We start from the raw sequence: 23,531 nt of genomic DNA on the forward strand, positions 1-23,531 counted from the left end.
GTTTCCTATTGGTGGGAGGACGGTAGGCCGCGGGCCTCGGGGGCGTCAAGAGAAACCACCCCCGAGGCAACAGAGTCGTTACCTGGGCCGGAGGTCCGCACCTCGCCCCGGGCCTGCCCCGGACGCACGAAGTCGCCCCCGCCGCGGACGAATCCGTCCGCGGCGGGGGCGACTTGGGGTGAGCCGGGTGAGGTACCGTCCTCGGTTACTTCACGTCGACGTAGTCGCCCGTGGCCGTCGCGGCGCCCGTGGTGGCCGTACCCGCGAACCGGTAGCGGAAGGAGCCGTCCGCCGAGGCCTTGACCGTGGTGGTCAGGGCGCCCTTGGCGGCGGAGGTCACGGTCTTGACCGTCTTGTAGGCGGTGGCGTTCTTGGCCTTGAACTGGAGGACGACCGGCTGGCCCGTGTAGCCGGAGTACTTGGTGGTCTCCCAGTCGGCGCGGGTCAGCGCGCCCTTGACGGTGAGGGTCTGACCCTTCTTCACCGGCTCGGGGGTCGCGTCGGTGGTGAGCTTGGCGGCGCGCTTGACCTGTGTGGTGCCGAGGCCGCCCCACAGGTCGTAGCCGTACTCGAAACTGAGGTGGTCGCCGGAGTCGTCGGTGGTCGAGGTGGAGTGGCCGTAGAAGCCGGCCACCTTCCAGGTACCGGCGTCCGACGCGCTGTAGAGGTAGCCCCGCGGCTCGATGGCGATGACCTCGGTGCAGGAGTTCGTGACCGTGGTGGCGGTCGTGGAGGCCGTGGTGCAGCTCGGTATGTCGTCCGGCTCCATCTCGTTCTGCATCTTCGAGAGCGACGAACCGCGGTAGAGCGCGATGCCCGCGATGTTCGTCTTGTTGTCGATGACGAGGTCGGCCGGGTGGGTCAGGGTGTACGTGATCGGGACCTTCACCGTGCTGGTGGTGCCGACAACGATCGCCTTGCCGTTGTTGACCACCACGTTGGAGAAGGCGAGGTCCGGCGTGGCGGCCGATGCGGACGGCACGGCCAGGGCGGACAGGGCCAGGGCACCGGAAACGGCGGCGCCGATGGCGAACTTGCGCATGGATTCCCCACATTCGAAGCGGGCCCCTGGGCGTGGAGCTCCAGAACAAGGGCCCGCTGTTGGGGCGACAGTAGACGGCCGCCGGATGTGGCCGAAATGCGGGGGGTCTGTGAAAGGGATTAATTTCGAGGGCGCCCCCGCAGGCGCGTCACGGCTTCGTCACGATCGACAGATGTGCAGGTGGGAGGGGGTGCGAAGCTTTGAGGTGATCTATGTCGCCGAGGGCGGTAATGCGACGTCGGAGGGGGATGGTGGCGGGGTCGATATCCGGTCACCTTCACAGGTTCTTGTTCATAGGATCCGGCCGCATGAGACTGAACCGTTTGGAGCGAGGCGGGGCGGCGGCGTCATGAGGCTCGTGAAGCTGCTCATGGCGTGCTGGCGCGCGGCCGTGGCCAAGTGCGTGTCGCTGGCGCTCACCATGATGCTCATCGACCTTGTGAACGACGGTTTCACCTGGGATTCCGTGAGCGGGGAAGTGGTCTTCGCCCCTCTGGTGTGGGGGATCCTCACGCTCGCGGTGGCGGCCCTCGGGGTGTGGTCGCTGTGGCGGCGGGCCGGTGCGGCCGGCATCGCGCTCTCCGTCGAGGCGCTGGACGACCGGCAGACACATGCACTGCGCCCGGCGCCGGTCTCGGACGGGTGGCAGGAGCGGGTCCGCGAGGAACTGGCGGCGTCGGAGCGGGCGTTCCTCGTCGCCGAGAAGGGCCACGAGGAGATCCACTTCCGGTGGCGTCCCGGGCGGGGGAAGCAGTCCGTCTGGGGATCGATGTCCTTCGACGCGCCCTCGGGAGAGGCCGTCCTCGACGTCCGGGACGGTGAGGGGCTCCTGGGAGTGGCCGGACTGGGCAAGGGGTCCTCGTTCGCGGCGGTGTGTCAGATAGCCGAGGCCACCGGGCTGAAGTCCGCGACCGCCCGTGGATGAGCCGTCGTGGTGCGCGGCGTCCGGTGTGTCCTACGCCGTCGTGAGCTGCCTCAGCCCTCCAGGAACGGAGCCGTCTCAAGGATCGGGTACGGGGCGGGGAGCGGGAGCGGATCGCCCAGGTCGACCTTGGTCTCGGAGTCGTAGTACGCCTCCGTGGGGTCGTCGCCGGGCAGGACCGGGTCGGTGTAGCAGTGGGCCGTCTTGGCGTTGCGGTTGATCAGGACGTAGACGGGGACGCCCGCGGCGGCGTAGGTGCGCAGCTTGGGGCCGGTGTCCGTCTCGTGGTTGGTGGAGGTGACCTCGCCGACGAGCGCGATCATGTCGATGGGGTACCAGCCCTTGTGGGCTTTGAGGTACGAGTCGTCGAGCTCGGTCGGCTCTCGGCGTAGGACATAGAAGTCTGGGATGAGCAGAGACATGGTCGTGCCGTCCTTGTGGGCGGCCCGGTAGCCGTTTCCCATGCCGACCAGGTGCCCGGCTGAGTCGAACTGAACGGCGAGCTTGAAAGCTCCATTGTTGTGCTTGTGGTTCGGCTGCGGCGGCACGATGACCGTCCCCTCGACGTACTCGGGTCGAATGGGCGCCGTGGACGCCTGTTCGAACGCGATCAACAGATCGATGGGGTCCTGCAGCGGGTTCATGACCGGCTCCATGATGGGTTCGGCGCTCATCGATGGCTCTCCCTCGTCACGCTGATGCCAGGCTACGCCCGTGCCGGGTGCCCCGGCAGAACGATGGGCCGACCGCACGCCCTGTTGCCTGGCGATTCCGTGAGCGTTCACCCGAACGAGCGTGCTGAACCGTTACGGCGGCCAAGGCGACGTACAGGCGAGGGGGCGGCGCCCGGAACACCCGGGTGCCGCCCCCTTTCGCCTTCTCGTACGGTCGGGGCCTACTTCGGCGCGCTCGACGGGGCCGGGATCGATGCGGGGGCCGGGATGGGGGCGGTCGCCTCCGACTGGGGGGAGGCCGGGTTCCCCAGGGCCGACGGGGCCGCCACCGCGGACGTCGGGTCGACGGGCTCCTCCTCGGGAAGTGCCGTGGGGCCGCCGACGATACGGATGTCCGCGGCGTCGAAGGCGCGCTTGATGCGCCAGCGCAGTTCACGTTCGACGCTCATCGCCTTGCCGGGCATCGTCTTGGCCGAGACGCGGACGACCATCGAGTCGAGCAGGACGCTGTCGAGGCCGAGGACCTCGATCGGGCCCCAGAGGCGCTCGTTCCAGGGCTCTTCCTTGGTCATCGCCTCGGCGACCTCGTCGAGGGTGCGCTTCACCTTGTCCAGGTCCTCGTTCGCGCGGACCGTGACGTCGACGCCGGCTGTGGCCCAGCCCTGGGAGAGGTTGCCGATGCGCTTGACCTCGCCGTTGCGGACGTACCAGATCTCGCCGTTGTCGCCGCGCAGCTTGGTGACGCGCAGGCCCACCTCTATGACCTCACCGGAGGCGACGCCCGCGTCGATCGTGTCGCCGACGCCGTACTGGTCCTCCAGGATCATGAAGACGCCCGAGAGGAAGTCCGTGACCAGGTTGCGGGCGCCGAAACCGATCGCCACACCCGCGACACCGGCGGAGGCCAGCAGCGGGGCCAGGTTGATCTGGAACGTGCCCAGGATCATCAGCGCGGCGGTGCCCATGATCAGGAAGGACGCCACCGAGCGGAGCACCGAGCCGATGGCCTGCGAGCGCTGCCGGCGGCGCTCGACGTTCACCAGCAGGCCGCCCAGGGCCGTGCCGTCGACCGCCTGGACCGTGCGGGTCATGCGGTCGATGAGCTTGGTGATCGACCGCCGCACCACCACTCTCAGCACCCCCGCGATCACCAGGATCAACAGGACGCGCAGACCGATCGCCAGCCACGTGGACCAGTTCTGCTCGACCCAGCTGGCGGCGTTGGTCGCGCTCTGCTGGGCGTCCTGAAGCGTGGCGGTCGTCGGGTCCGTCGTCGCCGAGGGGGACGGCGACGGGGTGGACCCCAAGGCCGACAGGGCGGTCAAGAACACGGCAGGTACCTCCAGGCGTAGCGGTCCGCCCGCGGCTCGGGGACAAGTGAGGGCAGCGGCGGGCAGAACCACCACACTAACGGGGCAACGCGCGAGGCTCGTTGCAATGTTCGGGGGAGAGACCGTACTCACCTGGGGATGAAAGAGGGTGTGGTCGAAAACACTCCCAGCCCGTTACCGGGACATGGTGGCGCTTCCACCAGGCAAGAGGGGAGACTGACTGCAGATCGTCCCGGCGCGAGCCACGCGCCGCCGGCGTACAAGGAGGCATCCGTGCCGCATGTCCTGGTCCTCAACGCGTCGTACGAGCCACTCGGCGTCGTACCGCTCCGCCGCGCGCTCGTCCTCGTCCTCGAGAACAAGGCCATCTGCCTCGAGGAATCCGGCGCCTTTATGCACAGTGCAACCGTTACTGTCCCCGCACCCAGCGTGGTCCGGCTGAAGAGGTTCGTGCGGGTCCCTTACCGGGGGCCCGTTCCGCTGACCAGGCGAGCTCTGTTCGCCCGCGACGGCGGCCGGTGCATGTACTGCGGTGGCGTCGCAACCAGCGTCGACCACGTCATCCCGCGCTCCCGCGGGGGTCAGCACGCCTGGGACAACGTGGTGGCGTCATGCCGCCGCTGCAATCACACCAAGGCCGACCGTCACCTGGTCGAGATCGGCTGGCGCCTGCGCCATAAACCCGCCCCGCCGACGGGGCTGGCCTGGCGCATCATCGGAACGGGGCATAGGGACCCGCGCTGGCTGCCGTACCTGCAGCCGTACGGCGCGGAGGATGCGATGGCCCGGATCGACGGCATTTCCGCCTGACGATCCGGGCCTTTGTGTTCCCTGGCCCCGGTGGCCCGTGGCCCGCCCCGTACGGCCCCGTGTCAGGCGCGGGGTCCTTCGGGGCGGGCGCCGCGCAGCGCGTAGAGTGCCGAGCCCAGCACGAAGAGTGCGAGGGCGGCTGCCCAGGCGCCGGGCTGGGGGCCCGACTGCGTGGGCCAGGTCAGGACGGTCTCGGTGCTCATACGCGGCGAGGCGGCCGACAGGTACACGGCGCTGAAGTACAGCATCGTCGGCATCCAGCTCGCCCGGGCGCCGAACAGCACCGCCCCGACCGCCGTGATGCCGACGGCCCCGAGCGTGTTGCGGACCATCCCCGCCGAACCGAACGTCTGTGCGTCTCCCGGTATGGCGAGCGCGAGCACCGTCGCCGCGAGCGCGGTGAGGACCAGCAGATGGGCCAGGCGCCTCGGCCACCAGGGGCGTACGGCGGTGTCGTCCAGGTCCCGCGCGTACGAGTGGAGGCTCAGCCCGATCGCCGCCGAGGCCAGCAGCGGGGCGAGGGAGAGCATCGGGACCCTGCGATACGGGTCGAGGAAGGCGTCCGGGCGGCCCGCCACCCAGAAGGTGAGGAGGGCGGCGCAGGCGAGGGCGGCCAGAGTGGTCGGGACGGCGCGGGAGCGGGCGTAAAGGGTGAGGGGCGTCGGCGGGGTGGCTCTGCGCGGGGCGTTCACAGGGACGGGACCTCGCTCGGGTTCGGGTCGCAGTCGTGGGCGGTGGCGAAGTAGCGGCTGAGCCAGGAGCGGCGTTCGTCGTCGGTCATGGCGGTGAGGTGCGCGTACGCCTTGTCCTCGGCGCGGAGCTTCGCGAGTTCCTTCGTGTCGCCTCGCTGCCGGGCCGATGCCACGGAGCGCTCGCGTATGTCCTTCTGTGCGGAGTCCGGGGCCAGCCAGCGCACTACGGCCTCTTGGGTGACCTGGACGCGCTCCGCGGACGGCGACTCCTCGCAGTCCGGGCCGACCAGCATCATGGCGGCCTCCCAGGCGTACTGCTGCGGATCGGTCACCTTGCCGCGGACGGCGCTCCAGCCGATCGGGGTGAGCATCGGCAGTTCCGCCTCGTCCTTGTGCGGGCGGCGCGGCAGGTCCTCGAAGCGGACCGGCAGGTTCCGCACCCCGTCCAGGCGGCCGGTGAGACCGGACAGCACATGGGTCACCTCCGGCAGCATGTCCGGGTGGACGGCGCTGACGCAGATACGCGGGGTGGTGGAGTCGTCGCACACCTGGCGGTGGGCGAGCGGGTTGTCGCGCAGCATGCCGTCGCCCGTGTGGACCAGGAGGACGGCGGCGCCGAGCGCGGCCGCGAGCGGCAGCAACGCGGTGGCACGGCGGTACGCGGCAAGGGCCACGGCCGCCGCGGCGGCGAGCCCGGCCGGCCACAGGGCCGACACGAGCGGATACCACCAGACCGGGACGTCGTAGTCGCCGACCAGGCTCAGGTAGGCGGGAGCGAGGTTGCGGAAGCCCGACTCCGAGAGGCCGAGGGTGCCGTACAGGACGTACCCGCAGATCGCGAGCGCGGGAGCGGTCAGCCGCCAGGGCAGCAGCCGTCCGGCCGCATGGCCGAGCAGCGTGCACGCGGTGATCGAGAGCGCGGCCCCGGCGAAGACGGTCGGGACCGGGCCGCCCGCCGACGCGTACGGCGCGCAGGCGAGCAGCGCACCGGCCACCGCCACGAGGTATGCCACCGCCAGCCAGCAGGCGAGCGGCAGGGCGGCCGTCAGGAGCTGGGCGAGCGGGGTACGAGCGGTCGAGGCCCGCAGCTCCGTCATCCGCAGCCGGCGCTCCCGGCCGCCCTGCCATGCGCCCGCCGCGAGCGCGAACGGAACGCCGATCACGCCGGCCGCCACGCTCAGCCTGCCTGTCGTCTCCCCCCAGCTGCCCTGCCACAGGGTCGCCGTGGAGGCAAGCATCCAGGCGAGGGCGAGCAGCAGCGCCGCGGCCGCCCAGGGGGCGAACCCGCGCAGGGACTCGACGCGGAGAGGGTGGGGGGCGCGCTGGATGCGTACGTTCATCGGGCGGACCCCGTCGATGCGCGGTGGCCGCGCAGGACCGTGGTGTAGCCGCGTTCGATGGCGTTGCCGTCGGACTCGTGGCCGTCGGCGCCGAGGGCGGCGAGGGAGTGGGGTGTGCCGCGGTAGGCGACCTGACCGGCCTCGATCAGGGTGACGTCCGTGCAGGCCGCGGCCACGTCCTCCACCAGGTGGGTGGAGACGATCACCGTGGCGCTCCGGCCCAGCTCCCGCAGCAGCGCCCGGAACTCCACGCGCTGCTCGGGGTCCAGGCCCGCGGTGGGCTCGTCGAGGAGCAGGACACGGGGATCGTTCACGATGGCCTGGGCGATGCCGACGCGCCGGATCATGCCGCCGGACAGCGTTTTGACCTTCGCGTCGATACGGTCGGCGAGCCCGACCCGGGCGACGGCGTGCTCGACCGCTGCGGAGGCGTCGGCGGTCGGCACCTCCTTCAGCCAGGCCACGTACGCCACGAACTCCCGCACGGTGAACCCCGGGTAGTACCCGAAGTCCTGCGGCAGATACCCCAGTTCGCGGCGGACGGCACCGCGCTTCTGCCGGTGGCGGAGGTCGTTGCCGAGCATCCTCACCCGGCCCGCGGAGGGCTCCGCGATCGTCGCGAGGATGCGGATGAGGGAGGTCTTGCCGGCGCCGTTGGGGCCGAGCAGGCCGTGGACGCCGGGGCCGAAGTCCAGGTCGACGGCGTTCAGCGCGGTGGTCCTGCGGTGCCGGACGGTCAGTCCGGAGACTCGTATGGAGGCGGTGGTCGCGCCCACACCGTCGTCCGTCATCGAAGTGCCGGACAAATCAAGGGAGTTCACATCGTCTCCAGACGGTCGTACGAGGAACGGCGCGCGGCGAGGAGGAGGGCGCAGAGCGCGGACGCCGCCGCCCAGCCCCACTGCGGCGAGGCGCCGGTGAAGTAGAGGGAGAGCTGATGCGTGAGGCGGGCCGTCAGGTCGGGGCTCGAAGCCGCGAGGAGGGGCGCCGCCAGCGCGAGCAACCAGCCGCAGCCCACCACCCCGGAGGCGGTACGGCAGCCCACGTATCCGGACAGCGCCAGCGTGGCCAGGGTCAGGGCGAGGCCGGGCAGCAGCCAGGCGGCCGCCGTGGGTGCCTGCGGCAGGCGCGGGTCGGCGGCGGGGAGCAACAGCCCCGCCACCGTCAGCAGCGGCACGCTCACCGTCAGCACGGCGGCCGTCCGCGTCAGCACCAGCCGAAGCCCGCCGGAGGGCGACGTAGCGACGATCTCGTGCAGTGGATCGGCATGCCGCCCGTACGAGAGGGCGACGCCCGCCACGGGTACGACCGGGGCCACGGCCAGCAGCAAGGGCCGCGCGCCGTCGAACCCGCCCCCGTACGCGAGCACGAGCGCCCCCACGGCGACCAGCACGACGGCCCCGGCCCAGGCCCCGCGCAGAGCGGGCCCCGCCGCCCAGAGGATCCGCCCGAGCCGCCCCCCGACGGCTCGGGGGCGCCTTGAGGCGGCGGGTACGGGGGTAGGCGCCGGCGCCGACTCGAGTACCGCCGTCAGCACCGCGTCGCGCACCTCCGCCAGTACCACCCCCGCCGCCCCCTCCCGCGCCGCACGCGAGACCCTTGCGGCGCACGTTCCGCAACTCTCCAGGTGTTTCTCCAGGGACCAGGCGTCCGTCTCCGGAAGGGAGCCGTCCGCGTAACGGGCGACGAGGTCGTCGGGCGCATGCCAGCCGGTCATGCCGTGCCTCCCAGCAGCGAGGGGTCCAGGAACGAAGCCGAGGACGGATTCACGTGCGCGAGCGCCGCGCGGAGTTCCGCGCGGGCGCGCCTGGCCCGGGTCTTGACCGTGCCCTCCGGGATACCGAGCAGCCGGGCGGTCTCACGCGTGGTCAGCCCGTCGACGACCGTGGCGCGCAGCACCTCGCGGAGTTCGGGCGAGATGCGGTCCAGGGCCGTACCCACGTCCCCGTACTCCAGGCCCGCCAGCACACGATCCTCGGCGGAGGGCGCGGGCACGGGCGCCGCGTACTCGACGCGCTCGGCCCGCTCCTGCACCCGCCGCGCGTCGACGAGCCGCCGCGCCGCGATCGTCCACAGCCAGCCGCCCGCCTCCTCGCCCCGGTGCGTGGCCGCCGACCGCCACACGGTCACGAAGGTGTCCTGCAGCACCTCCCGCACGACCTCGGGATCGTCGCACCGCCGGGTCAGCCGCGTGTGCAGCCACCCGGCGTGCCGGTCGTACAGCGCGGCCATCGCCGCCGAGTCCCCGCCCGCCACGGCCCGCAGCAGCGCGGCGTCCGTGGCGTCCTCCCGGTGGCCCCCCATGGGGCGGAACAGTCTCACACCCTGTCTATCGACCCCCGCGAGGCCGTCGGTTCACACCACGGCACATCACTTCACGGCAGTCCCGGGACTTCACGGCAGTCCCGAGCCGCGCCGGGTACGGTCTGTGACCAAACGCACCTTCTCCGTCCTCGTACGTCTGCGAACGCGCCCACTGGGTAGAGCTGCACACACCCGCATCCGCCGTACGACGACAAGGAGGCCCCCGTGGCCGCATCGGCACACCTTCTGCTCTCGGCCCTCTCCAAACGCCCGACGGAGCCCTCCGTCGAGCCTCACGTGTGCGTCTTCAGTGCCGAGGGCGCCAGCACCGAACCGCCGCTGACCAGCGAACCTCCCCTCCCCGACGCCGAGCCGCTGACCAGCGAACCGCCGCTGGCCGATGCCGCGCACCTGACCAGCGAGCCCGTCTCCACCGGCGCCGCCACGGACGCCTCGGGGGTATAGATGGCGCCTCGCCCGCCCGCGGACCACTCACCCGCCGGTTCCGCGCCGGCCGAGCCTCCGGACCCGCACGCACCGCTGGCGCGGCTCGCCGCACTGTACGGCGTCGCCACCTCCTACAGCCCCTCCCCGGACCGTACGGTCGCGGCCACGGACTCCGCGGTCGTCGCGGCCCTGGCGGCGCTCGGCGTCGACGTGAGCACCCCGGACGCCGTCCGCGCGGCACTCGCCACCCAGGAGGCCGAGACGCGGGAGCGGCTGCTGCCGCCGACGGTGGTGTGCTGGGGCGGCAGCCCGCCCGCCGCACTCGCCGGACTGCCCGCCGGCACCCGGCTGCGCATCACCACCGAGCAGGGCGAGACCCGTGCCGCGGCCGAGCAACTCCCGCCCGGCGTCCACACCCTGCACGCCACAGCTCCCGACGGCCGCACCGCCGAGGCCCACCTCGTCGGCGCCCCCGCCCGGCTGCCCGCACCGCCCGGACGCACGTACGGACTCCTCGTCCAGCTGTACTCCCTCCTCTCCCGGCGTTCCTGGGGCATGGGCGACCTCGGCGACCTCGCCGAACTGACCGCCTGGTCCGGCCGGGCGCTCGGCGCCGGATTCGTGCAGGTCAACCCCCTGCACGCGGCCGTACCCGGCGCCCCCACCGACCCCTCCCCGTACCGGCCCTCCTCCCGTCGCTTCCCCGACCCGGTCCACCTGCGGGTCGAGGACATCCCCGAGTTCGCCCATGTCGACGACCCGGACCGGGTGCGGGCGCTGTCGGAGCGTGCCGAGCGACTGCGTGCATCCGTGCTGCACAAGGGTGCGTTGATCGACCGCGACGCCGTGTGGGAGCTCAAGCGCGAGGCGCTGGAACTGGTGCGCGAGGTGCCGCTGGGGCCCGGCCGACGTGCCGCCTACGTCGACTTCCTCGCCGAGGAGGGCGAGGCGCTGGAGGACCACGCCACCTGGTGCGCGCTCGCCGAGGTGTACGGCCCCGAGTGGCAGCGGTGGCCCGTGGGACTGCGTGACCCGCGCTCACCCGCGACCGCCCGCGCCCGCGGCGAGTTGATGGACCGCGTCGACTTCCACAGCCGTCTCGCCTGGCTCACCGACGCCCAGCTCGCCACCGCCCAGCGGTCCGCGCGTGACGCCGGGATGGCGGTGGGACTTGTGCACGACCTCGCGGTCGGCGTGCATCCGGGCGGGGCCGACGCGTGGGCGCAACAGGAGTACTTCGCGGCGGGCATGTCGGTGGGCGCGCCCCCGGACGCGTTCAACGCGCGCGGCCAGGACTGGGGCCTGCCGCCCTGGCGCCCGGACCGGCTGGCCGCCTCGGGCTACGCGCCGTACCGCCACCTCCTGCGCGCCCTCTTCCGGCACGCGGGCGCCCTGCGCATCGACCACGTCATGGGCCTGTTCCGGCTCTGGTGGGTGCCGCAGGGACAGCCGCCCACGGAGGGCACGTACGTCCGTTACGACGCCGAGGCGATGCTCGCGATCCTGACCCTGGAGGCCTCACGGGCCGGGGCCCTGGTGATCGGCGAGGACCTGGGCACCGTCGAGCCCGGGGTGCGCGAGACGCTGCACGAGCGCGGGGTGCTCGGCACCTCGGTGCTGTGGTTCGAACGCGACTGGGACGGCGACGGGAAGCCCCTGCCGCCCGAGCGCTGGCGCCCCGACTGCCTCGCCACCGCCACCACCCACGACCTGCCGCCCACCGCCTCCCGGCTCACCGGCGACCACGTCGAACTCCGCGACCGGCTCGGCCTGCTCACCGGCTCCCTGGAGGACGAACGGACCGCGGCCACCGCGGACACGGGGGAGTGGCTGGCGCTGCTCGCCCGCCTCGGGCTGCTGCACGGGGCGAGCGACGCGGGTTCGGCGGTGTCGGAGGAGGCCGAGATCCAGGCCGTGCACCGCTTCCTGCTGCGCACCCCGGCCCGCATGATCGGTGTGTGGCTCCCGGACACGGTCGGGGACCGGCGCCCGCAGAACCTGCCGGGCACCTGGGACCAGTACCCGAACTGGCGGCTGCCCATCGCCGACGCCGACGGCCGCCCGGTGACCCTGGAGGAGCTGGCGGCCTCGCCCCGGCTGCACGCGCTGATCGATGTGCTGCGAGGACGGTCCGGGGACCGCGGTGGGCGGTGCGGGCGGGGGTGAGGCCTCCGTACGGCACCCCGGGCGCGCGACTCATTCAGGTGTTCGCTACGTTTGCACCGTGGACAAGAAGAACGCCCTGCGCGCCGGCGCCCTGGCTTCCGGTACGACGCTGATGATGCTGCTCATGTCGTCCCCCGCGCTCGCGCTGACCCGCGACGACGGTGACGACCCCGGCAAGGGCCTGAGCGTGATCGAAACGCTCGGCCTCTACGTCGCGACGCCGATCGTCCTGTTCCTGATCATCGCGGGCCTCGTGGTGGTCCTGGACAAGTCCGACAAGCAGCCGAAGCGGACCTGATTCCGGCCCGCTTTCCGCAGCCCCGGCCTCTCGCCGGGGTCTCTGGAATCCTTCTCGATCGAGGGAGTCCGCACACCCGCCGGGTGCGCGGACTCCCTCGACGCGTTTTCGGAGGGCCCCGACGTGTTGTGAACCCGCTGGCGGATCCGCCGGCGGGGCACCCTCCTCGGAAGTCGTGAACACTAAAGCGGTTTAGTGTTCACGACTTCCGGCGCACATGGTGGGGAGCCGACATGGCCGACCGGGGGCCGTTACGGATGCGGCGCTGTGAGGTAGCGCTGCACCGTCGGTGCCAGCCACGCCACGACCTCCTCGCGCGGCAGCGCGACGGCGGGCGGGAAACGCAGGACGTAGCGGGCCATCGCCATGCCCAGCACCTGTGAGGCGGTCAGCGCGGCCCGTGCGGGTGCCTGCTCCGGGTCGGGGCACACCCGCAGCGCGACCGGCATGAGCTGGTCCCGGAAGATGCCCTGCATGCGCTCGGCGCCCGCCGGATTGGTCACGCCGACCCGGAGCAGCACGGTGAGGACCTCGTTCTCCTCCCAGAGGTCGAGGAAGTGGCTCACCAGGACGCGGCCCACCTCGTGCGGATTCAGCCCGTCCGGACCCGGCAGCCGTAGGTCGACGTCGAGGACCGCGGCGAACAGTCCTTCCTTCGAGCCGTAGTACCGCATGACCATCGACGGATCGATCCGCGCGTCCTTGGCGATGGCGCGGATCGTGGCGCGCTCATAGCCGTCGGCGGCGAAGCGTTCGCGCGCGGCGGTGAGGATGGTGGTGCGGGTGGTGTCCGAGCGGCGGGCCGCGGGGGACGGGGCGGGTGCGGGGAGTTCCTTGTCCGGCATGCCAACAACCGTAGGCCAACAGTTGTTGACAGTCCAGAGGGGTCACTTTATGTTGGTGAACAAGCGTTGGCCCACGAGCGTTGGCCCACAAGCGTTGGCCCACAAGCGTTGGCCCACAAGAGTTGGCCTACAAATGTTGGCTCACGGGTGTTGGTCCACGAGTGTTGGCATAGGGAGGCCGCCATGAACGGCAAGGCGAACGACACCACCGGCATCACCGGCATCACCGGCACCACCGCGCCCCGGAACGTGATCGTCGTCGGCTGCGGCCCCACCGGCCTCCTGCTGGCCGGAGACCTCGCCACCGCCGGTGTCCCCGTCACCCTCGTCGAGAAGCGCCCGCACAAGATCAGCAACCTCTCCCGCGCCTTCGTCCTGCACGCCCGCACCCTGGAGCAGCTCGACGCCCGCGGTCTCGCCGACGAGCTGGAGAGCCACGGCCGGACCCTCGACCGCATCCGTCTCTTCGGCCGGCTCTCCGTCGCCCTCGACGCTCTCCCCTCCCGCTTCAACCACCTGCTCGTGATCCCGCAGTACGAGGTGGAGAAGGCGTTGGAGCGGCGGGCGGTCGAGGTCGGGGTGCGGTTCGTGTACGAGACCGAGGTGACCGGACTGCGCCAGGACGCGGAAGGCGTCACGCTCGAAGTCCGGGGTGCGGACGGGGAGGTGGGAGAGCTGGCGGCCGCGTACGTCGTCGGGGCGGACGGGATGCGCAGTGCGGTGCGTGAGGCGGTGGGGCTGCCGTTTCCCGGGAAGTCGGTCATCCGGTCCGTCGTCCTCGCCGACGTCCTGCTCGCCGAGGAGCCGGAGTCGATCCTCACCGCCAACGCCGTCGGTGACGCCTTCGCCTTCATCGCGCCCTTCGGGGACGGCTACTACCGCGTGATCGGCTGGCACCGCGGCCGCGACGTCCCCGACAGCGAGCCGCTCGAACTCGACGAGGTCAAGGAGATCGTCCGGCTCTCCCTCGGCCGCGACTACGGCATGCACGACGCCCGCTGGATGTCCCGCTTCCACAGTGACGAGCGCCAGGCGCCCTCGTACCGCGTGGGCCGGGTCTTCCTCGCCGGGGACGCCGCCCACGTCCACACCCCGGCCGGCGGCCAGGGCATGAACACCGGCCTTCAGGACGCGGCGAACCTCGGCTGGAAGCTCGCGCTGGTCGTCAACGGCCACGCGGGTACGGATCTGCTGGACACCTACCAGGCCGAGCGCCACCCCGTCGGAAAGGCGGTGCTGCGCAGCAGTGGCGGGATCGTCCGACTCGCGATGGCCAAGCACCCCTGGACGCTGGCGCTGCGCTCCGCGCTCACCACGGTCCTCAACGGCGTCGGTCCCATGGGCCGGAAGGCGGCGGGCCAGATCACCGGCATCGGCTTCGCCTACCCGGCCCCGCGGGGCTCCCACGCCCTCGTCGGCACCCGCGTCCCCGATGTCGCCCTTGAGGGCGGCCGCCTCTACGAGGCCCTGCGCGGCGGCCGGTTCGTGCTCGTCGCACCGGCGGCGGTGGTCCGGGCGTACGGCCTGGACGACCTCAAGGGCCGCGAGGACCGCCTCACCGTGGAGAGCTGGGCGAGCGACCGGCGTACGACACTGCTGGTGCGGCCCGACGGGTACGCGGCCTGGGCCGCGGAATCCCCCGCCGCGCCGGCCGTGGCGGCGGCCCTGGCGGCGGCGCTGGGTGACTGACTAGGCTCCGGTACCCAACACCAACTCGCGCAACAGGTCGGCCAGTTGACCGGCGCGTTCCTCGTCGAGGTGGGCCAGGGCCTCAGTCTGGACGGCGAGTCCCGCGGTGACGGCCTCGTCGATGAGCCGCAGTCCCTTGTCCGTGAGCGTCACCTGGAGCCCGCGCCGGTCGTGCGGGTCGGGGGAGCGCCGCAGCAGTCCGGCGCGTTCGAGCTTGTCCAGGCGCCCGGTCATGCCGCCGGTGGTGAGCATGAGCGTCGCCGAGAGCTGCCGGGGCGAGAGGGTGTACGGGGCGTCGGAGCGGCGCAGGGTGGCGAGTACGTCGAACTCCCCGCGTGAGATCCCGTGGGGCGCGTACGCCTTCTCCATCCGGTCGCCCATCGTGCGCGCGAGCCGGAAGACGCGGCCGAAGACCTCCATCGCGGCGGTGTCGAGGTCCGGCCGGACGGTGGCCCACTGCTCGACGATCGCGTCGACGGGGTCCTGGGGCGTCTTCATGGGGGCGAGTATCCGTCGAGGGGTCGATCGCCCGCAAGAAAGTAGCTGACGAGGGAGTTGCTTGGAAGAAAGTGACTTGACGGAAAGTAACTTGCAACTAAGCTACTTTCGCTGACCTACTTTTGAATCGGGTGCCCTCATGGCCGCGAACACGAACCGTCCCACCCTCATAGCCCTGACCGCGCTGGCCCCCATCTCGTGGGGGAGTACCTACGCCGTCACCACGGAGTTCCTCCCCGCCGACCGGCCCCTGTTCACCGGGGTGACGCGAGCCCTGCCCGCCGGGCTGCTGCTCCTCGCGTCGGCCCGGGTGTTGCCGCGCGGCGCCTGGTGGGGGAAGGCGGCGGTGCTGGGCGCGCTGAACATCGGCGCCTTCTTCCCGCTGCTGTTCCTCTCCGCGTACCGGCTGCCCGGCGGCATGGCGGCGGTCGTCGGCTCGGTCGGGCCGCTGTTCGTCGCGGGCCTCGCGGCGCCGCTGCTAGGTGACCGCCCGACCTCGCGGACGCTCCTCACGGGTATCGCCGCGGCCCTCGGGGTCAGCCTCGTCGTGCTGAAAGCGGCGGGTGCACTCGACGCGGTGGGGGTGCTCGCGGCGCTCGGCGCGACCGCGTCGATGTCCACCGGCACGGTGCTCACCAAGCGGTGGGGACGGCCGGACGGGGTCGGTCCGCTGGCGCTGACCGCCTGGCAGCTGACGGCGGGCGGGCTGCTGATCGTCCCGGTGGCCCTCCTCGTCGAGGGCGCGCCGCCCGCGCTGGACGGCCGGGCGGTCGGCGGATACCTGTACCTCGCGCTGGCGAACACGGCGGTGGCGTACTGGCTCTGGTTCAGGGGCATCGGCCGGCTCGGCGCCACACAGGTCACCTTCCTCGGCCCGCTGTCACCGTTGACCGCGGCCGTCATCGGCTGGGCGGCGCTGGGGCAGACACTGACGCCGGTGCAGGTGGCAGGGATGGTGCTGGCGTTCGGGGCGACGGTCTTCGGGCAGCTCGGGCCGCGTGGCGGGCGGCCGACTCCCACAGGTGGCACGCGGAGGAAAACAGCCCCGGTCGAATACCCCTCCCCTTTACAGGGACATGCCTTGACACTCTGATACCCCGAGTCGAGTCTTGACGAGACGCGGTCGGCGATCGTGCCGCAGCACTCAACGTCCCTACTGGAAGAGGAGCCGGTGTGCGCGCCAAGATCGTGATCCGTCCGCTGGACAAGAAGGAGACCACCGGCGACAGCGACACGAACGGCACCTGACCGGAGCCCGGCATGCGGGGAACCCCGTATCCCACCCTCGGCGAGCTGCTGCGACGTGCTCGCGCGACGGTGGCGGCGCGGCCCGGTGTACTGCGGTTGCGTGTCGTCGGGACCTCGCGTGCCGGCCGGCCGCTGTGGCTGCTGTCGGCCGGACACGGCCCCCGGCACATCCTCACGGTCGCCGGCGCGCACGCGAACGAACCGGTGGGCGGGGTCACCTCGCTCTCCCTGGTCGACAGGTTCGCGCGGGAGCCGGCGCTGCTCCAGGAGCTCGGCTGCACCTGGCACTTCCTGCTCTGTCTCGATCCCGACGGCGCGAGTCTCGCTGGGCGATGGATGACGGGGTGGTCCGGCGAGGGGCGGGCGACCGGGGCGTCGCCGACCCTCCGGGGTTACTACCGGCGCTTCTACCGGCCCGCCTTCGCCGCTCAGCCCGAGTTTCCGCCCGTCGCGAGTGATCCGCGTCCGGCGATGCCGGAGTCCGAGGCGCTGGTGCGGCTCCTCGACGAACTTCGGCCGGTCGTGCAGTTCTCGCTGCACGGTGTCGAAGTGGGCGGATCCTTTCTGCAGTTGACTCGTGCGCTGCCGGGGGCGGCGGCCGCCTACCGCCGGATCGCGGCGGACCTCGGCATTCCCCTGGAACACCGGCCGTTCGACGGCATGGGATGGCTGGCCGAGAGCCCGGGGGTGCTGGTCCTGCCGGACGGGAGCCCCACCGAGGAACGGGACCCGTCCGGCTTCACCTCGCAGGCGACCTGGCTCTACGCGATGCGGCACGGCACGGTGTCGGCGGTCGTCGAGGCGCCCTTCTGGAGCGTGGCGGGCGTCAGCGATCCGCAGCCCGTGGCCGAGCCCCGGCGCGAGGTCGCGGAGGCGAGTGAGATCCTGCTCGGCCGCGCCAAACAACTGGAGGCGGTGGTGGGGGAGCTGGGGCCCAGGTCACCGCGGACCCCCGACCAGATCGCCCACTTCACCGCCGCCCGCGAGCTCATGGACATCGGCCCCGGAGTCGTGGACACCTGGAACTCCGCCGAACTCGCCACCACCGTGGGCAACTCCGTCTCCCTCGGTGTCGCCGCCCGGCGCATCCCGCTGCGCGCGGCGGCCATGATGCGACAGGGCCTGGGCGGCGCACCCGCGCTGGACACCCTCGTGGAGACCTGGTCCCGTGAACTGGCGAGCACCTTCGACGCCCGCTGGGTCCCGGTGGCCGACCAGACCGCGCTGCAGATCCGCACGATGCTCGTACTCGCCCGTGCCCTGGTGTGACCTCACGCGTCCGCGTACGAGTGGGGGCGCCCGGCGCGACGCCGGACGCCCCCACTCACGTACGACCGACTACGCGTCCGCCGCCGCCGCGTCCGCCGCCTGGGCCTTCAGCGCGCGCTCGACCCCGGAGCGGGACTCCGAGATCAGGCGCCGCAGGGCCGGGGTGGGCTCGGCCGAGGCCAGCCACGCGTCCGTCTTGGCGAGGGTCTCCTCGGAGACCTGGATGGACGGGTAGAGACCGACCACGATCTGCTGGGCGATCTCGTGCGAACGGGCGTCCCAGATGTCCTTCACCACGGAGAAGTACTTGTCCGTGTACGGGGCGAGCAGTTCGCGCTGGTCGGTCTGCACGAAGCCGCCGATCACCGCTTCCTGCACGGCGTTCGGGAGCTTGTCGGACTCGACGACCGCGGTCCACGCCTCCGCCTTCGCCTCCTCGGTGGGACGCGAGGCCCGGGCCGTCTCCGCGTGCCGCTCACCCGCCGCCGTCTTGTCGCGCTCAGCCTCGGCGGCGATCTCCGCCTCGTCGTAGCGCCCGACCGCCGCGAGCCGCTGGACGAACGCCCAGCGCAGCTCGGTGTCGACGGCGAGGCCCTCGATGCTCTCCCGGCCCTCCAGCAGGCCCTCCAGGAGGTCCAGCTGTTCCGGCGTACGGGCGGTCGCCGCGAAGGCGCGCGCCCAGGCGAGCTGGTGGTCGCCACCGGGCTGGGCGGCGCGCAGATGTGCGAGCGTCGCGTCCGTCCAGCGGGTCAGCAGCGCCTCACGGGCCGTCGGGTCGGCGTACTGCTCGATCGCCAGCTTCACCTGGCGCTGCAGCGACTGCACGACACCGATGTCGGACTCCTTGCCGATGCCCGACAGGACCAGGGACAGGTAGTCGCGGGTGGCGAGCTCCCCGTCGCGGGTCATGTCCCAGGCCGAGGCCCAGCACAGGGCACGGGGGAGGGAGGACTCGAAGTCGCCGAGGTGCTCGGTGACGAAGGCGAGCGAGTCCTCGTCGAGGCGTACCTTGGCGTACGACAGGTCGTCGTCGTTGAGCAGGAAGACCGCCGGGCGACGCTTGCCGACCAGCTGTGCCACGGCCGTCAGCTCGCCGTCGACGTCCAGCTCGACGCGCTCGCCGCGCACCAGCTTGCCGCTGTCGTCGTCGAGGTCGTAGAGGCCGATCGCGATGCGGTGCGGGCGCAGGGTCGGCTCACCCTTGGCACCCGCCGGGAGCGCCGGAGCCTCCTGGCGGATCGCGAAGGAGGTGATGACGCCGTTCGCGTCGGTCTCCACCTCCGGGCGCAGGATGTTGATGCCGGCGGTCTGGAGCCACTTCTCCGACCAGGTCTTCAGATCACGCCCGGAGGTCTCCTCCAGGGCGCCCAGCAGATCGCTGAGGCGCGTGTTGCCGTACGCGTGCCGCTTGAAGTACGCCTGCACGCCCTTGAAGAACTCGTCCATGCCGACGTAGGCGACGAGCTGCTTCAACACGCTCGCCCCCTTCGCGTACGTGATGCCGTCGAAGTTGACGAGGACGTCGTCCAGGTCGTTGATCTCGGCCATGATCGGGTGGGTGGAGGGCAGCTGGTCCTGCCGGTAGGCCCACGTCTTCATGGAGTTGGCGAAGGTGGTCCAGGAGTGCGGCCAGCGGGAGTCGGGGGCGTACGCCTGGCAGGCGATGGAGGTGTACGTCGCGAACGACTCGTTCAGCCAGAGGTCGTTCCACCACTCCATGGTCACGAGGTCGCCGAACCACATGTGGGCGAGCTCGTGCAGGATGGTCTCGGCGCGCACCTCGTACGAGGCGTCGGTCACCTTGGACCGGAACACGTACTGGTCCCGGATCGTCACCGCGCCCGCGTTCTCCATCGCGCCGGCGTTGAACTCCGGCACGAAGAGCTGGTCGTACTTCTTGAACGGGTACGCGTAGTCGAACTTCTCCTGGAACCAGTCGAAGCCCTGCCGGGTGACCTCGAAGATCGCGTCCGAGTCGAGGAACTCGGCGAGCGAGGGCCGACAGTAGATGCCGAGCGGAACGCTCTGCCCGTCCTTCTCGTACACGCTGTGGACGGAGTGGTACGGCCCGACGATCAGCGCGGTGATGTACGTGGAGATCCGCGGCGTCGGCTCGAAGACCCAGGTGTCGTCCTTGGGCTCGGGCGTCGGGGAGTTGGAGATCACGGTCCAGCCGGAGGGCGCCTTCACGGTGAACTGGAAGGTGGCCTTCAGGTCGGGCTGCTCGAAGCTCGCGAACACCCGGCGCGCGTCCGGGACCTCGAACTGGGTGTAGAGGTAGGCCTGCTGGTCGACGGGGTCGACGAAGCGGTGCAGGCCCTCACCGGTGTTGGTGTACGCGCAGTCGGCCACGACACGCAGGACGTTGCGGCCCTCCAGCAGCCCCGGAAGCGCGATCCGCGAGTCCTCGAAGACCTCGGCGGGGTCGAGAGGGTCCCCGTTCAGGGTCACCTCGTGAACGGCGGGAGCGACCAGGTCGATGAAGGTCTCCGAGCCGCTCTCCTCGACGTCGAAGCGCACCGTGGTCACGGACCGGTAGGTGCCGCCCTCCTGCGCGCCCGAGAGGTCGAGATCGATCTCGTACGAGTCAACGGTGAGCAGCTTCGCGCGCTGCTGCGCCTCTTCGCGGGTCAGGTTTGTGCCAGGCACGCGGTCATCTCCTCGTTATGTGACGGTTGCGCCATCCTTCCATGGGACCTGCACGGATGCGATGTCCGTTTCCCGCCGGTGCCAGGCAGGCGCGGGCGCGAGCCTGGAGACATGACGACGGACACGACGACGTACACGACGACGGACATGACGACGTACACGGCACGTCCCATCGACCCGGCGGCCCTGAAGGATCTCCGCACAGCTGACGACGCGGACCGCCCGATGGTTCCCTTCGCGGACGAGGAGGGCGGCGCACCGCTGCGCTGCTGCCTTCGGCGCAGTGAGCCGGGCGAGCGGATCGCCCTCGTCTCCTACGCGCCGCTGCGCCGCTGGGCCGCCGCGACGGGCGCCGACCCGGGCGCGTACGACGAGCAGGGCCCGGTCTTCATCCACGCCGACGACTGCCCGGGCCCCGACCCGCACGGCCACCCCTTCCCGGGCGCCCACCGCACGGTCCGCCACTACTCCGCCGAGGGCCACATCCTGGGCGGCCGTCTGGTCGAGAACGTCGAGAACGCCGAGAGCTCCGCCGCCTTCGACGACGCCTTCGATGAGGCCTTCGCCGATCCGCAGGTGGCGCTGGTCCATGTGCGGGCCGTGGAGTACGGGTGCTTCCTCTACGAGGTGCGGCGGGCGTGAGAAGGGGCGGTCACCGTGCGGTGACCGCCCCCGGGGCACGTGGCGCGGGCGTCAGCCCTTGAGCTCCGTCAGCCCTTGAGCTCCGCCGCCACCAGTTCCGCGATCTGGATCGCGTTCAGCGCGGCGCCCTTGCGGAGGTTGTCGTTGGAGACGAAGAGGGCGAGGCCGTGCTCGACCGTCTCGTCGGTGCGGATGCGGCCCACGTACGACGCGTCGCGGCCGGCGGCCTCGAGCGGGTTCGGGATCTCGGAGAGGGCGACGCCCGGGGCGCCGGCCAGCAGCTCGGTCGCGCGCTCCACGCTCAGCGGACGCGCGAAGCGGGCGTTCACCTGGAGGGAGTGGCCGCTGAACACCGGGACGCGGACGCAGGTGCCGGAGACCTTGAGCGCGGGGATCTCCAGGATCTTGCGGGACTCGTTGCGGAGCTTCTGCTCCTCGTCCGTCTCGTGCAGACCGTCGTCGACGATCGACCCCGCGAGCGGGAGCACGTTGAAGGCGATGGGGCGCTTGTAGACACCCGGCTCGGGGAAGTCGACCGCGCCGCCGTCATGGGTCAGCTTGTCGGCGTCCGTGGCGACCTTCAGTACCTGGCCGTGCAGCTCGGCCACGCCCGCGAGGCCGGAGCCGGACACCGCCTGGTAGGTCGCGACGACCAGCGCCTCGAGCCCCGCCTCCTCGTGCAGCGGCTTCAGGACGGGCATCGCGGCCATCGTCGTGCAGTTCGGGTTGGCGATGATGCCCTTGGGGCGGTCGGCGATCGCGTGCGGGTTCACCTCGGAGACCACCAGGGGCACCTGCGGGTCCTTGCGCCACGCGGAGGAGTTGTCGATCACGACCGCGCCCTGCGAGGCGACCTTCTCGGCCAGCGCCTTGGAGGTCGCGCCGCCCGCGGAGAACAGGACGATGTCCAGGCCGGAGTAGTCCGCCGTCGCCGCGTCCTCCACCGTCACACCGTCGAGCACCGTCCCGGCCGAACGCGCCGAGGCGAACAGCCGCAGCTCCTCGACCGGGAACTTCCGCTCGACGAGGATCCTGCGCATGACTGTGCCGACCTGACCGGTGGCTCCGACGATTCCGACCCTCACGGCGACTCCCTTTACGTGCGTTCTCCATGGTCCAGCGCTTCCATCATGCGTCTGACCGGTGCCCGCGTGTCCAATCCTTTGCCCGTGCCGCCCGAGGAATGGGACGCGTCCGCCGTCCGGTGTCCGTTCGGCATCCGAAAGAAACCCTTCCGTCGGCCGCCGGGGACCGCAAGCCGTGCGGCGTGGACCTCCTCACGGGCCCCGGCCCGGTGTGACGTACGACTCGTCGGGGTACGGCCGAACGTTTTGGCCCGCACCGGCGTCGTAGAGGAAACGCGGGAGGGGAGGGGCGGAGTGCTGCGCAGAAAGGCACGCCGTGCCCAGGGGGCGGACGATCCCCTGGACGCGGCCCAGGAACGCCGGGTGCGGGCCGTGCTCGCGCTCGGTGGCGTACCGCAGGCGGACCTGCCGGACGGGGTGCAGCAGGTCCGCCTGCGGTTGCTGGAACGCGCGGCGAAGGGGGACGAGGCGCCGCGTGACGTGTCCGCGTGGGCGGCGGTCGTCGCCTCGAACCTGGCGATGGACTGGCACCGGGCCAAGCGGCGTCAGGAGCGGCTCGGCGAACGGCTGGCCTCGCTGCGGCAGCCGGCGGACGCCCGTGACGAGGACTCCAGCGTGCTCTCGCTCGCCGTGGCGCAGGGCCTGGACGAGCTGCCCGACGCCCAGCGCCAGGTCCTCGTCCTGCGTTTCTACGCCGATCTGTCCGTGCGCGGGATCGCCGAGGAGCTGGGCATCCCGGAGGGCACGGTCAAGAGCAGGCTGCACTCGGCGGTCCGCGCCCTGCGCGCCCGCCTGCACGAGGACGAGGTGGTGTGACGTGGCCGAGTATGAGGGAGTGGACGCGCTGTTGGCCGCGATCACTGACGAGCCTCTGCCCGAAGGGGTCGGCGACGACCCGGAGTTCATGGCCGAGCACCGGTCGGCGGTGGCCGATGTGGCGCTGCTGCGGGAGCAGTTGGCGGTCATCGGGGACGCGCTGGCGGACCGTGCGGAGGAGGCGAAGCCGGTCCCGGTACGGGCCCCCAGAAAGCGCACCCGTCGCCCCGAAGGCGCCCCGAGGAACCGCGGCCGGCGTCCCCTAGCCTTCGCCCTGGGCACGCTCGTCGTGGCCACCGTGGCCGCGATGGTCGTCGGCATGGGCTGGCTCCTCGCGCACAACGGGGGCGGTGGGGCGATGAGCACGTCGGACAGCAGCGACGCCAAGGCGGCCGACAACGGGAGCGCGGGGGCAGGGGCCTCGCTCAGCGGCCCGGGTTACCTCGCCTGCTCCCGGCTGGTCGCCGAGGGCACGGTCGCCCACGTCGAGCCCCTCCCCGGCACCACGGAGAACCGGATCACGCTCCATGTGGACCGCTATTACAAGCCGGAGAAGGGGAAGGCCGAGGTCGTCCTGGTCCTGGACGAGGAGGTGGCTCCCCGGCCGCGCGAGGGCGAGCAGGTGCTCGTCGCCCTCCACGACGACCCGGCGACACCCACCGGCTGGACCACGGGGCGCAAGGCCATCGCCGACGAACGCGCGTGGATCGTCAAGGCGCTGCCCGAGTCCCGCACTCTCACGTGCCCGTGAAAACCCGCAGTCT

23 protein-coding genes are annotated in these 23,531 nt (G+C 71.7%); 11 read left to right on the plus strand and 12 right to left on the minus strand.

The genetic code is table 11. The features are described 5' to 3' along the window. Positions 1-205: 205 nt before the first annotated feature. Positions 206-1,042: a hypothetical protein gene (locus OG568_RS32700; RefSeq protein WP_329534141.1), complete on the minus strand. Its 837-nt coding sequence runs from the start codon at positions 1,040-1,042 to the stop codon at positions 206-208. A 349-nt stretch (positions 1,043-1,391) separates the two neighbouring features. Here OG568_RS32700 and OG568_RS32705 point away from each other — a divergent pair, with 349 nt between their 5' ends. After that, entirely contained in the window at positions 1,392-1,967 is a 576-nt protein-coding gene (locus tag OG568_RS32705; protein WP_329534142.1) for a hypothetical protein, read from the plus strand. 50 nt (positions 1,968-2,017) lie between these two features. Here the strand turns inward: OG568_RS32705 and OG568_RS32710 are convergent, their stop codons facing one another. Both OG568_RS32710 and OG568_RS32715 read right to left on the minus strand, forming a co-directional pair. After that, complete coding sequence (locus tag OG568_RS32710) at positions 2,018-2,638, minus strand: Uma2 family endonuclease (protein WP_329534143.1); 621 nt, start codon at positions 2,636-2,638, stop codon at positions 2,018-2,020. A gap of 221 nt (positions 2,639-2,859) precedes the next feature. Continuing rightward, positions 2,860-3,984 (minus strand): mechanosensitive ion channel domain-containing protein, encoded by a 1,125-nt coding sequence (locus tag OG568_RS32715; protein WP_329536524.1) that lies wholly within the window; start codon positions 3,982-3,984, stop codon positions 2,860-2,862. A gap of 258 nt (positions 3,985-4,242) precedes the next feature. Between OG568_RS32715 and OG568_RS32720 the strand changes: the two genes are divergently transcribed. Further along, positions 4,243-4,779: an HNH endonuclease gene (locus tag OG568_RS32720; RefSeq protein ID WP_067370302.1), complete on the plus strand. Its 537-nt coding sequence runs from the start codon at positions 4,243-4,245 to the stop codon at positions 4,777-4,779. 62 nt (positions 4,780-4,841) lie between these two features. Here OG568_RS32720 and OG568_RS32725 read toward each other — a convergent pair whose 3' ends face one another. Genes OG568_RS32725 through OG568_RS32745 form a run of 5 tightly spaced genes read right to left on the minus strand, consistent with a single transcriptional unit; the run spans position 4,842 to position 9,115 of the window. Beyond that, on the minus strand, positions 4,842-5,471 hold the full coding sequence (locus OG568_RS32725) for a hypothetical protein (RefSeq protein ID WP_329534144.1): 630 nt from the start codon (positions 5,469-5,471) through the stop codon (positions 4,842-4,844). Then, entirely contained in the window at positions 5,468-6,811 is a 1,344-nt protein-coding gene (locus tag OG568_RS32730) for a hypothetical protein (RefSeq protein WP_329534145.1), read from the minus strand. Before OG568_RS32730 ends, OG568_RS32725 begins: the two co-directional genes overlap by 4 nt. Further along, positions 6,808-7,602, minus strand: coding sequence for an ABC transporter ATP-binding protein (locus tag OG568_RS32735; RefSeq protein ID WP_329534146.1), 795 nt, complete (start codon positions 7,600-7,602; stop codon positions 6,808-6,810). Before OG568_RS32735 ends, OG568_RS32730 begins: the two co-directional genes overlap by 4 nt. A 26-nt stretch (positions 7,603-7,628) precedes the next feature. Further along, positions 7,629-8,528, minus strand: coding sequence for a zf-HC2 domain-containing protein (locus tag OG568_RS32740; protein ID WP_329534147.1), 900 nt, complete (start codon positions 8,526-8,528; stop codon positions 7,629-7,631). Beyond that, positions 8,525-9,115 (minus strand): RNA polymerase sigma factor, encoded by a 591-nt coding sequence (locus tag OG568_RS32745; protein ID WP_329534148.1) that lies wholly within the window; start codon positions 9,113-9,115, stop codon positions 8,525-8,527. The genes OG568_RS32740 and OG568_RS32745 overlap by 4 nt, the downstream gene beginning before the upstream one ends. Positions 9,116-9,340: 225 nt before the next feature. Between OG568_RS32745 and OG568_RS32750 the strand changes: the two genes are divergently transcribed. From OG568_RS32750 to OG568_RS32760, 3 genes are read left to right on the plus strand one after another with little or no spacing between them, the layout of a single operon-like run. Next, complete coding sequence (locus OG568_RS32750; RefSeq protein ID WP_329534149.1) at positions 9,341-9,580, plus strand: hypothetical protein; 240 nt, start codon at positions 9,341-9,343, stop codon at positions 9,578-9,580. Beyond that, positions 9,581-11,728, plus strand: coding sequence for a 4-alpha-glucanotransferase (gene malQ, locus OG568_RS32755; RefSeq protein ID WP_329534150.1), 2,148 nt, complete (start codon positions 9,581-9,583; stop codon positions 11,726-11,728). A gap of 58 nt (positions 11,729-11,786) precedes the next feature. After that, complete coding sequence (locus tag OG568_RS32760; protein WP_266413900.1) at positions 11,787-12,026, plus strand: hypothetical protein; 240 nt, start codon at positions 11,787-11,789, stop codon at positions 12,024-12,026. A gap of 251 nt (positions 12,027-12,277) precedes the next feature. On the opposite strand, the gene OG568_RS32765 is transcribed toward OG568_RS32760, so the two are convergent. After that, positions 12,278-12,871: a TetR/AcrR family transcriptional regulator gene (locus OG568_RS32765; protein WP_329534151.1), complete on the minus strand. Its 594-nt coding sequence runs from the start codon at positions 12,869-12,871 to the stop codon at positions 12,278-12,280. Between the two features lie 183 nt (positions 12,872-13,054). On the opposite strand from OG568_RS32765, the gene OG568_RS32770 reads away from it, so the two are divergent. After that, positions 13,055-14,560 (plus strand): FAD-dependent monooxygenase, encoded by a 1,506-nt coding sequence (locus tag OG568_RS32770; RefSeq protein WP_329534152.1) that lies wholly within the window; start codon positions 13,055-13,057, stop codon positions 14,558-14,560. On the opposite strand, the gene OG568_RS32775 is transcribed toward OG568_RS32770, so the two are convergent. Next, positions 14,561-15,058, minus strand: a complete 498-nt coding sequence (locus OG568_RS32775; RefSeq protein WP_329534153.1) for a MarR family winged helix-turn-helix transcriptional regulator — start codon at positions 15,056-15,058, stop codon at positions 14,561-14,563. It abuts the gene before it with no gap. 139 nt (positions 15,059-15,197) lie between these two features. Between OG568_RS32775 and OG568_RS32780 the strand changes: the two genes are divergently transcribed. Together OG568_RS32780 and OG568_RS32785 are read left to right on the plus strand one after the other, a co-directional pair. After that, positions 15,198-16,151 (plus strand): EamA family transporter, encoded by a 954-nt coding sequence (locus tag OG568_RS32780; RefSeq protein ID WP_329534154.1) that lies wholly within the window; start codon positions 15,198-15,200, stop codon positions 16,149-16,151. Between the two features lie 167 nt (positions 16,152-16,318). Next, positions 16,319-17,575 carry a M14 family zinc carboxypeptidase gene (locus OG568_RS32785; RefSeq protein WP_266413905.1) on the plus strand — a complete coding sequence of 419 codons (1,257 nt, stop codon included), beginning with the start codon at positions 16,319-16,321 and terminating at the stop codon, positions 17,573-17,575. A gap of 69 nt (positions 17,576-17,644) precedes the next feature. Here OG568_RS32785 and pepN read toward each other — a convergent pair whose 3' ends face one another. Next, complete coding sequence (gene pepN, locus OG568_RS32790) at positions 17,645-20,224, minus strand: aminopeptidase N (protein WP_329534155.1); 2,580 nt, start codon at positions 20,222-20,224, stop codon at positions 17,645-17,647. A 147-nt stretch (positions 20,225-20,371) separates the two neighbouring features. On the opposite strand from pepN, the gene OG568_RS32795 reads away from it, so the two are divergent. Next, a complete protein-coding gene (locus tag OG568_RS32795; protein WP_329536525.1) occupies positions 20,372-20,866 on the plus strand; it encodes a DUF1203 domain-containing protein in 495 nt (164 codons plus the stop codon). 68 nt (positions 20,867-20,934) lie between these two features. Here OG568_RS32795 and OG568_RS32800 read toward each other — a convergent pair whose 3' ends face one another. Continuing rightward, on the minus strand, positions 20,935-21,951 hold the full coding sequence (locus OG568_RS32800; RefSeq protein WP_329534156.1) for an aspartate-semialdehyde dehydrogenase: 1,017 nt from the start codon (positions 21,949-21,951) through the stop codon (positions 20,935-20,937). Positions 21,952-22,245: 294 nt separating this feature from the next. Between OG568_RS32800 and OG568_RS32805 the strand changes: the two genes are divergently transcribed. Both OG568_RS32805 and OG568_RS32810 read left to right on the plus strand, forming a co-directional pair. Then, positions 22,246-22,767 (plus strand): sigma-70 family RNA polymerase sigma factor, encoded by a 522-nt coding sequence (locus OG568_RS32805; RefSeq protein ID WP_168508699.1) that lies wholly within the window; start codon positions 22,246-22,248, stop codon positions 22,765-22,767. A 1-nt stretch (position 22,768) separates the two neighbouring features. Next, on the plus strand, positions 22,769-23,518 hold the full coding sequence (locus tag OG568_RS32810) for a hypothetical protein (RefSeq protein ID WP_329534157.1): 750 nt from the start codon (positions 22,769-22,771) through the stop codon (positions 23,516-23,518). Positions 23,519-23,531 lie beyond the last annotated feature (13 nt).

Origin of the sequence: Streptomyces sp. NBC_01450 (assembly GCF_036227505.1) — a bacterium.
Taxonomy (GTDB): domain Bacteria; phylum Actinomycetota; class Actinomycetes; order Streptomycetales; family Streptomycetaceae; genus Streptomyces.

Excerpts from the sequence above, each read along its gene's own strand:
- OG568_RS32700 (WP_329534141.1), bottom strand. The coding sequence starts at position 1,042 with ATGCGCAAGTTCGCCATCGGCGCCGCCGTTTCCGGTGCCCTGGCCCTG.
- OG568_RS32705 (WP_329534142.1), top strand. The coding sequence starts at position 1,392 with ATGAGGCTCGTGAAGCTGCTCATGGCGTGCTGGCGCGCGGCCGTGGCC.
- OG568_RS32710 (WP_329534143.1), bottom strand. The coding sequence starts at position 2,638 with ATGAGCGCCGAACCCATCATGGAGCCGGTCATGAACCCGCTGCAGGAC.
- OG568_RS32730 (WP_329534145.1), bottom strand. The coding sequence starts at position 6,811 with ATGAACGTACGCATCCAGCGCGCCCCCCACCCTCTCCGCGTCGAGTCC.
- OG568_RS32735 (WP_329534146.1), bottom strand. The coding sequence starts at position 7,602 with ATGACGGACGACGGTGTGGGCGCGACCACCGCCTCCATACGAGTCTCC.
- OG568_RS32740 (WP_329534147.1), bottom strand. The coding sequence starts at position 8,528 with ATGACCGGCTGGCATGCGCCCGACGACCTCGTCGCCCGTTACGCGGAC.
- OG568_RS32745 (WP_329534148.1), bottom strand. The coding sequence starts at position 9,115 with ATGGGGGGCCACCGGGAGGACGCCACGGACGCCGCGCTGCTGCGGGCC.
- malQ (WP_329534150.1), top strand. The coding sequence starts at position 9,581 with ATGGCGCCTCGCCCGCCCGCGGACCACTCACCCGCCGGTTCCGCGCCG.
- OG568_RS32765 (WP_329534151.1), bottom strand. The coding sequence starts at position 12,871 with ATGCCGGACAAGGAACTCCCCGCACCCGCCCCGTCCCCCGCGGCCCGC.
- OG568_RS32770 (WP_329534152.1), top strand. The coding sequence starts at position 13,055 with ATGAACGGCAAGGCGAACGACACCACCGGCATCACCGGCATCACCGGC.
- OG568_RS32775 (WP_329534153.1), bottom strand. The coding sequence starts at position 15,058 with ATGAAGACGCCCCAGGACCCCGTCGACGCGATCGTCGAGCAGTGGGCC.
- OG568_RS32780 (WP_329534154.1), top strand. The coding sequence starts at position 15,198 with ATGGCCGCGAACACGAACCGTCCCACCCTCATAGCCCTGACCGCGCTG.
- OG568_RS32785 (WP_266413905.1), top strand. The coding sequence starts at position 16,319 with ATGCGGGGAACCCCGTATCCCACCCTCGGCGAGCTGCTGCGACGTGCT.
- OG568_RS32795 (WP_329536525.1), top strand. The coding sequence starts at position 20,372 with ATGACGACGTACACGGCACGTCCCATCGACCCGGCGGCCCTGAAGGAT.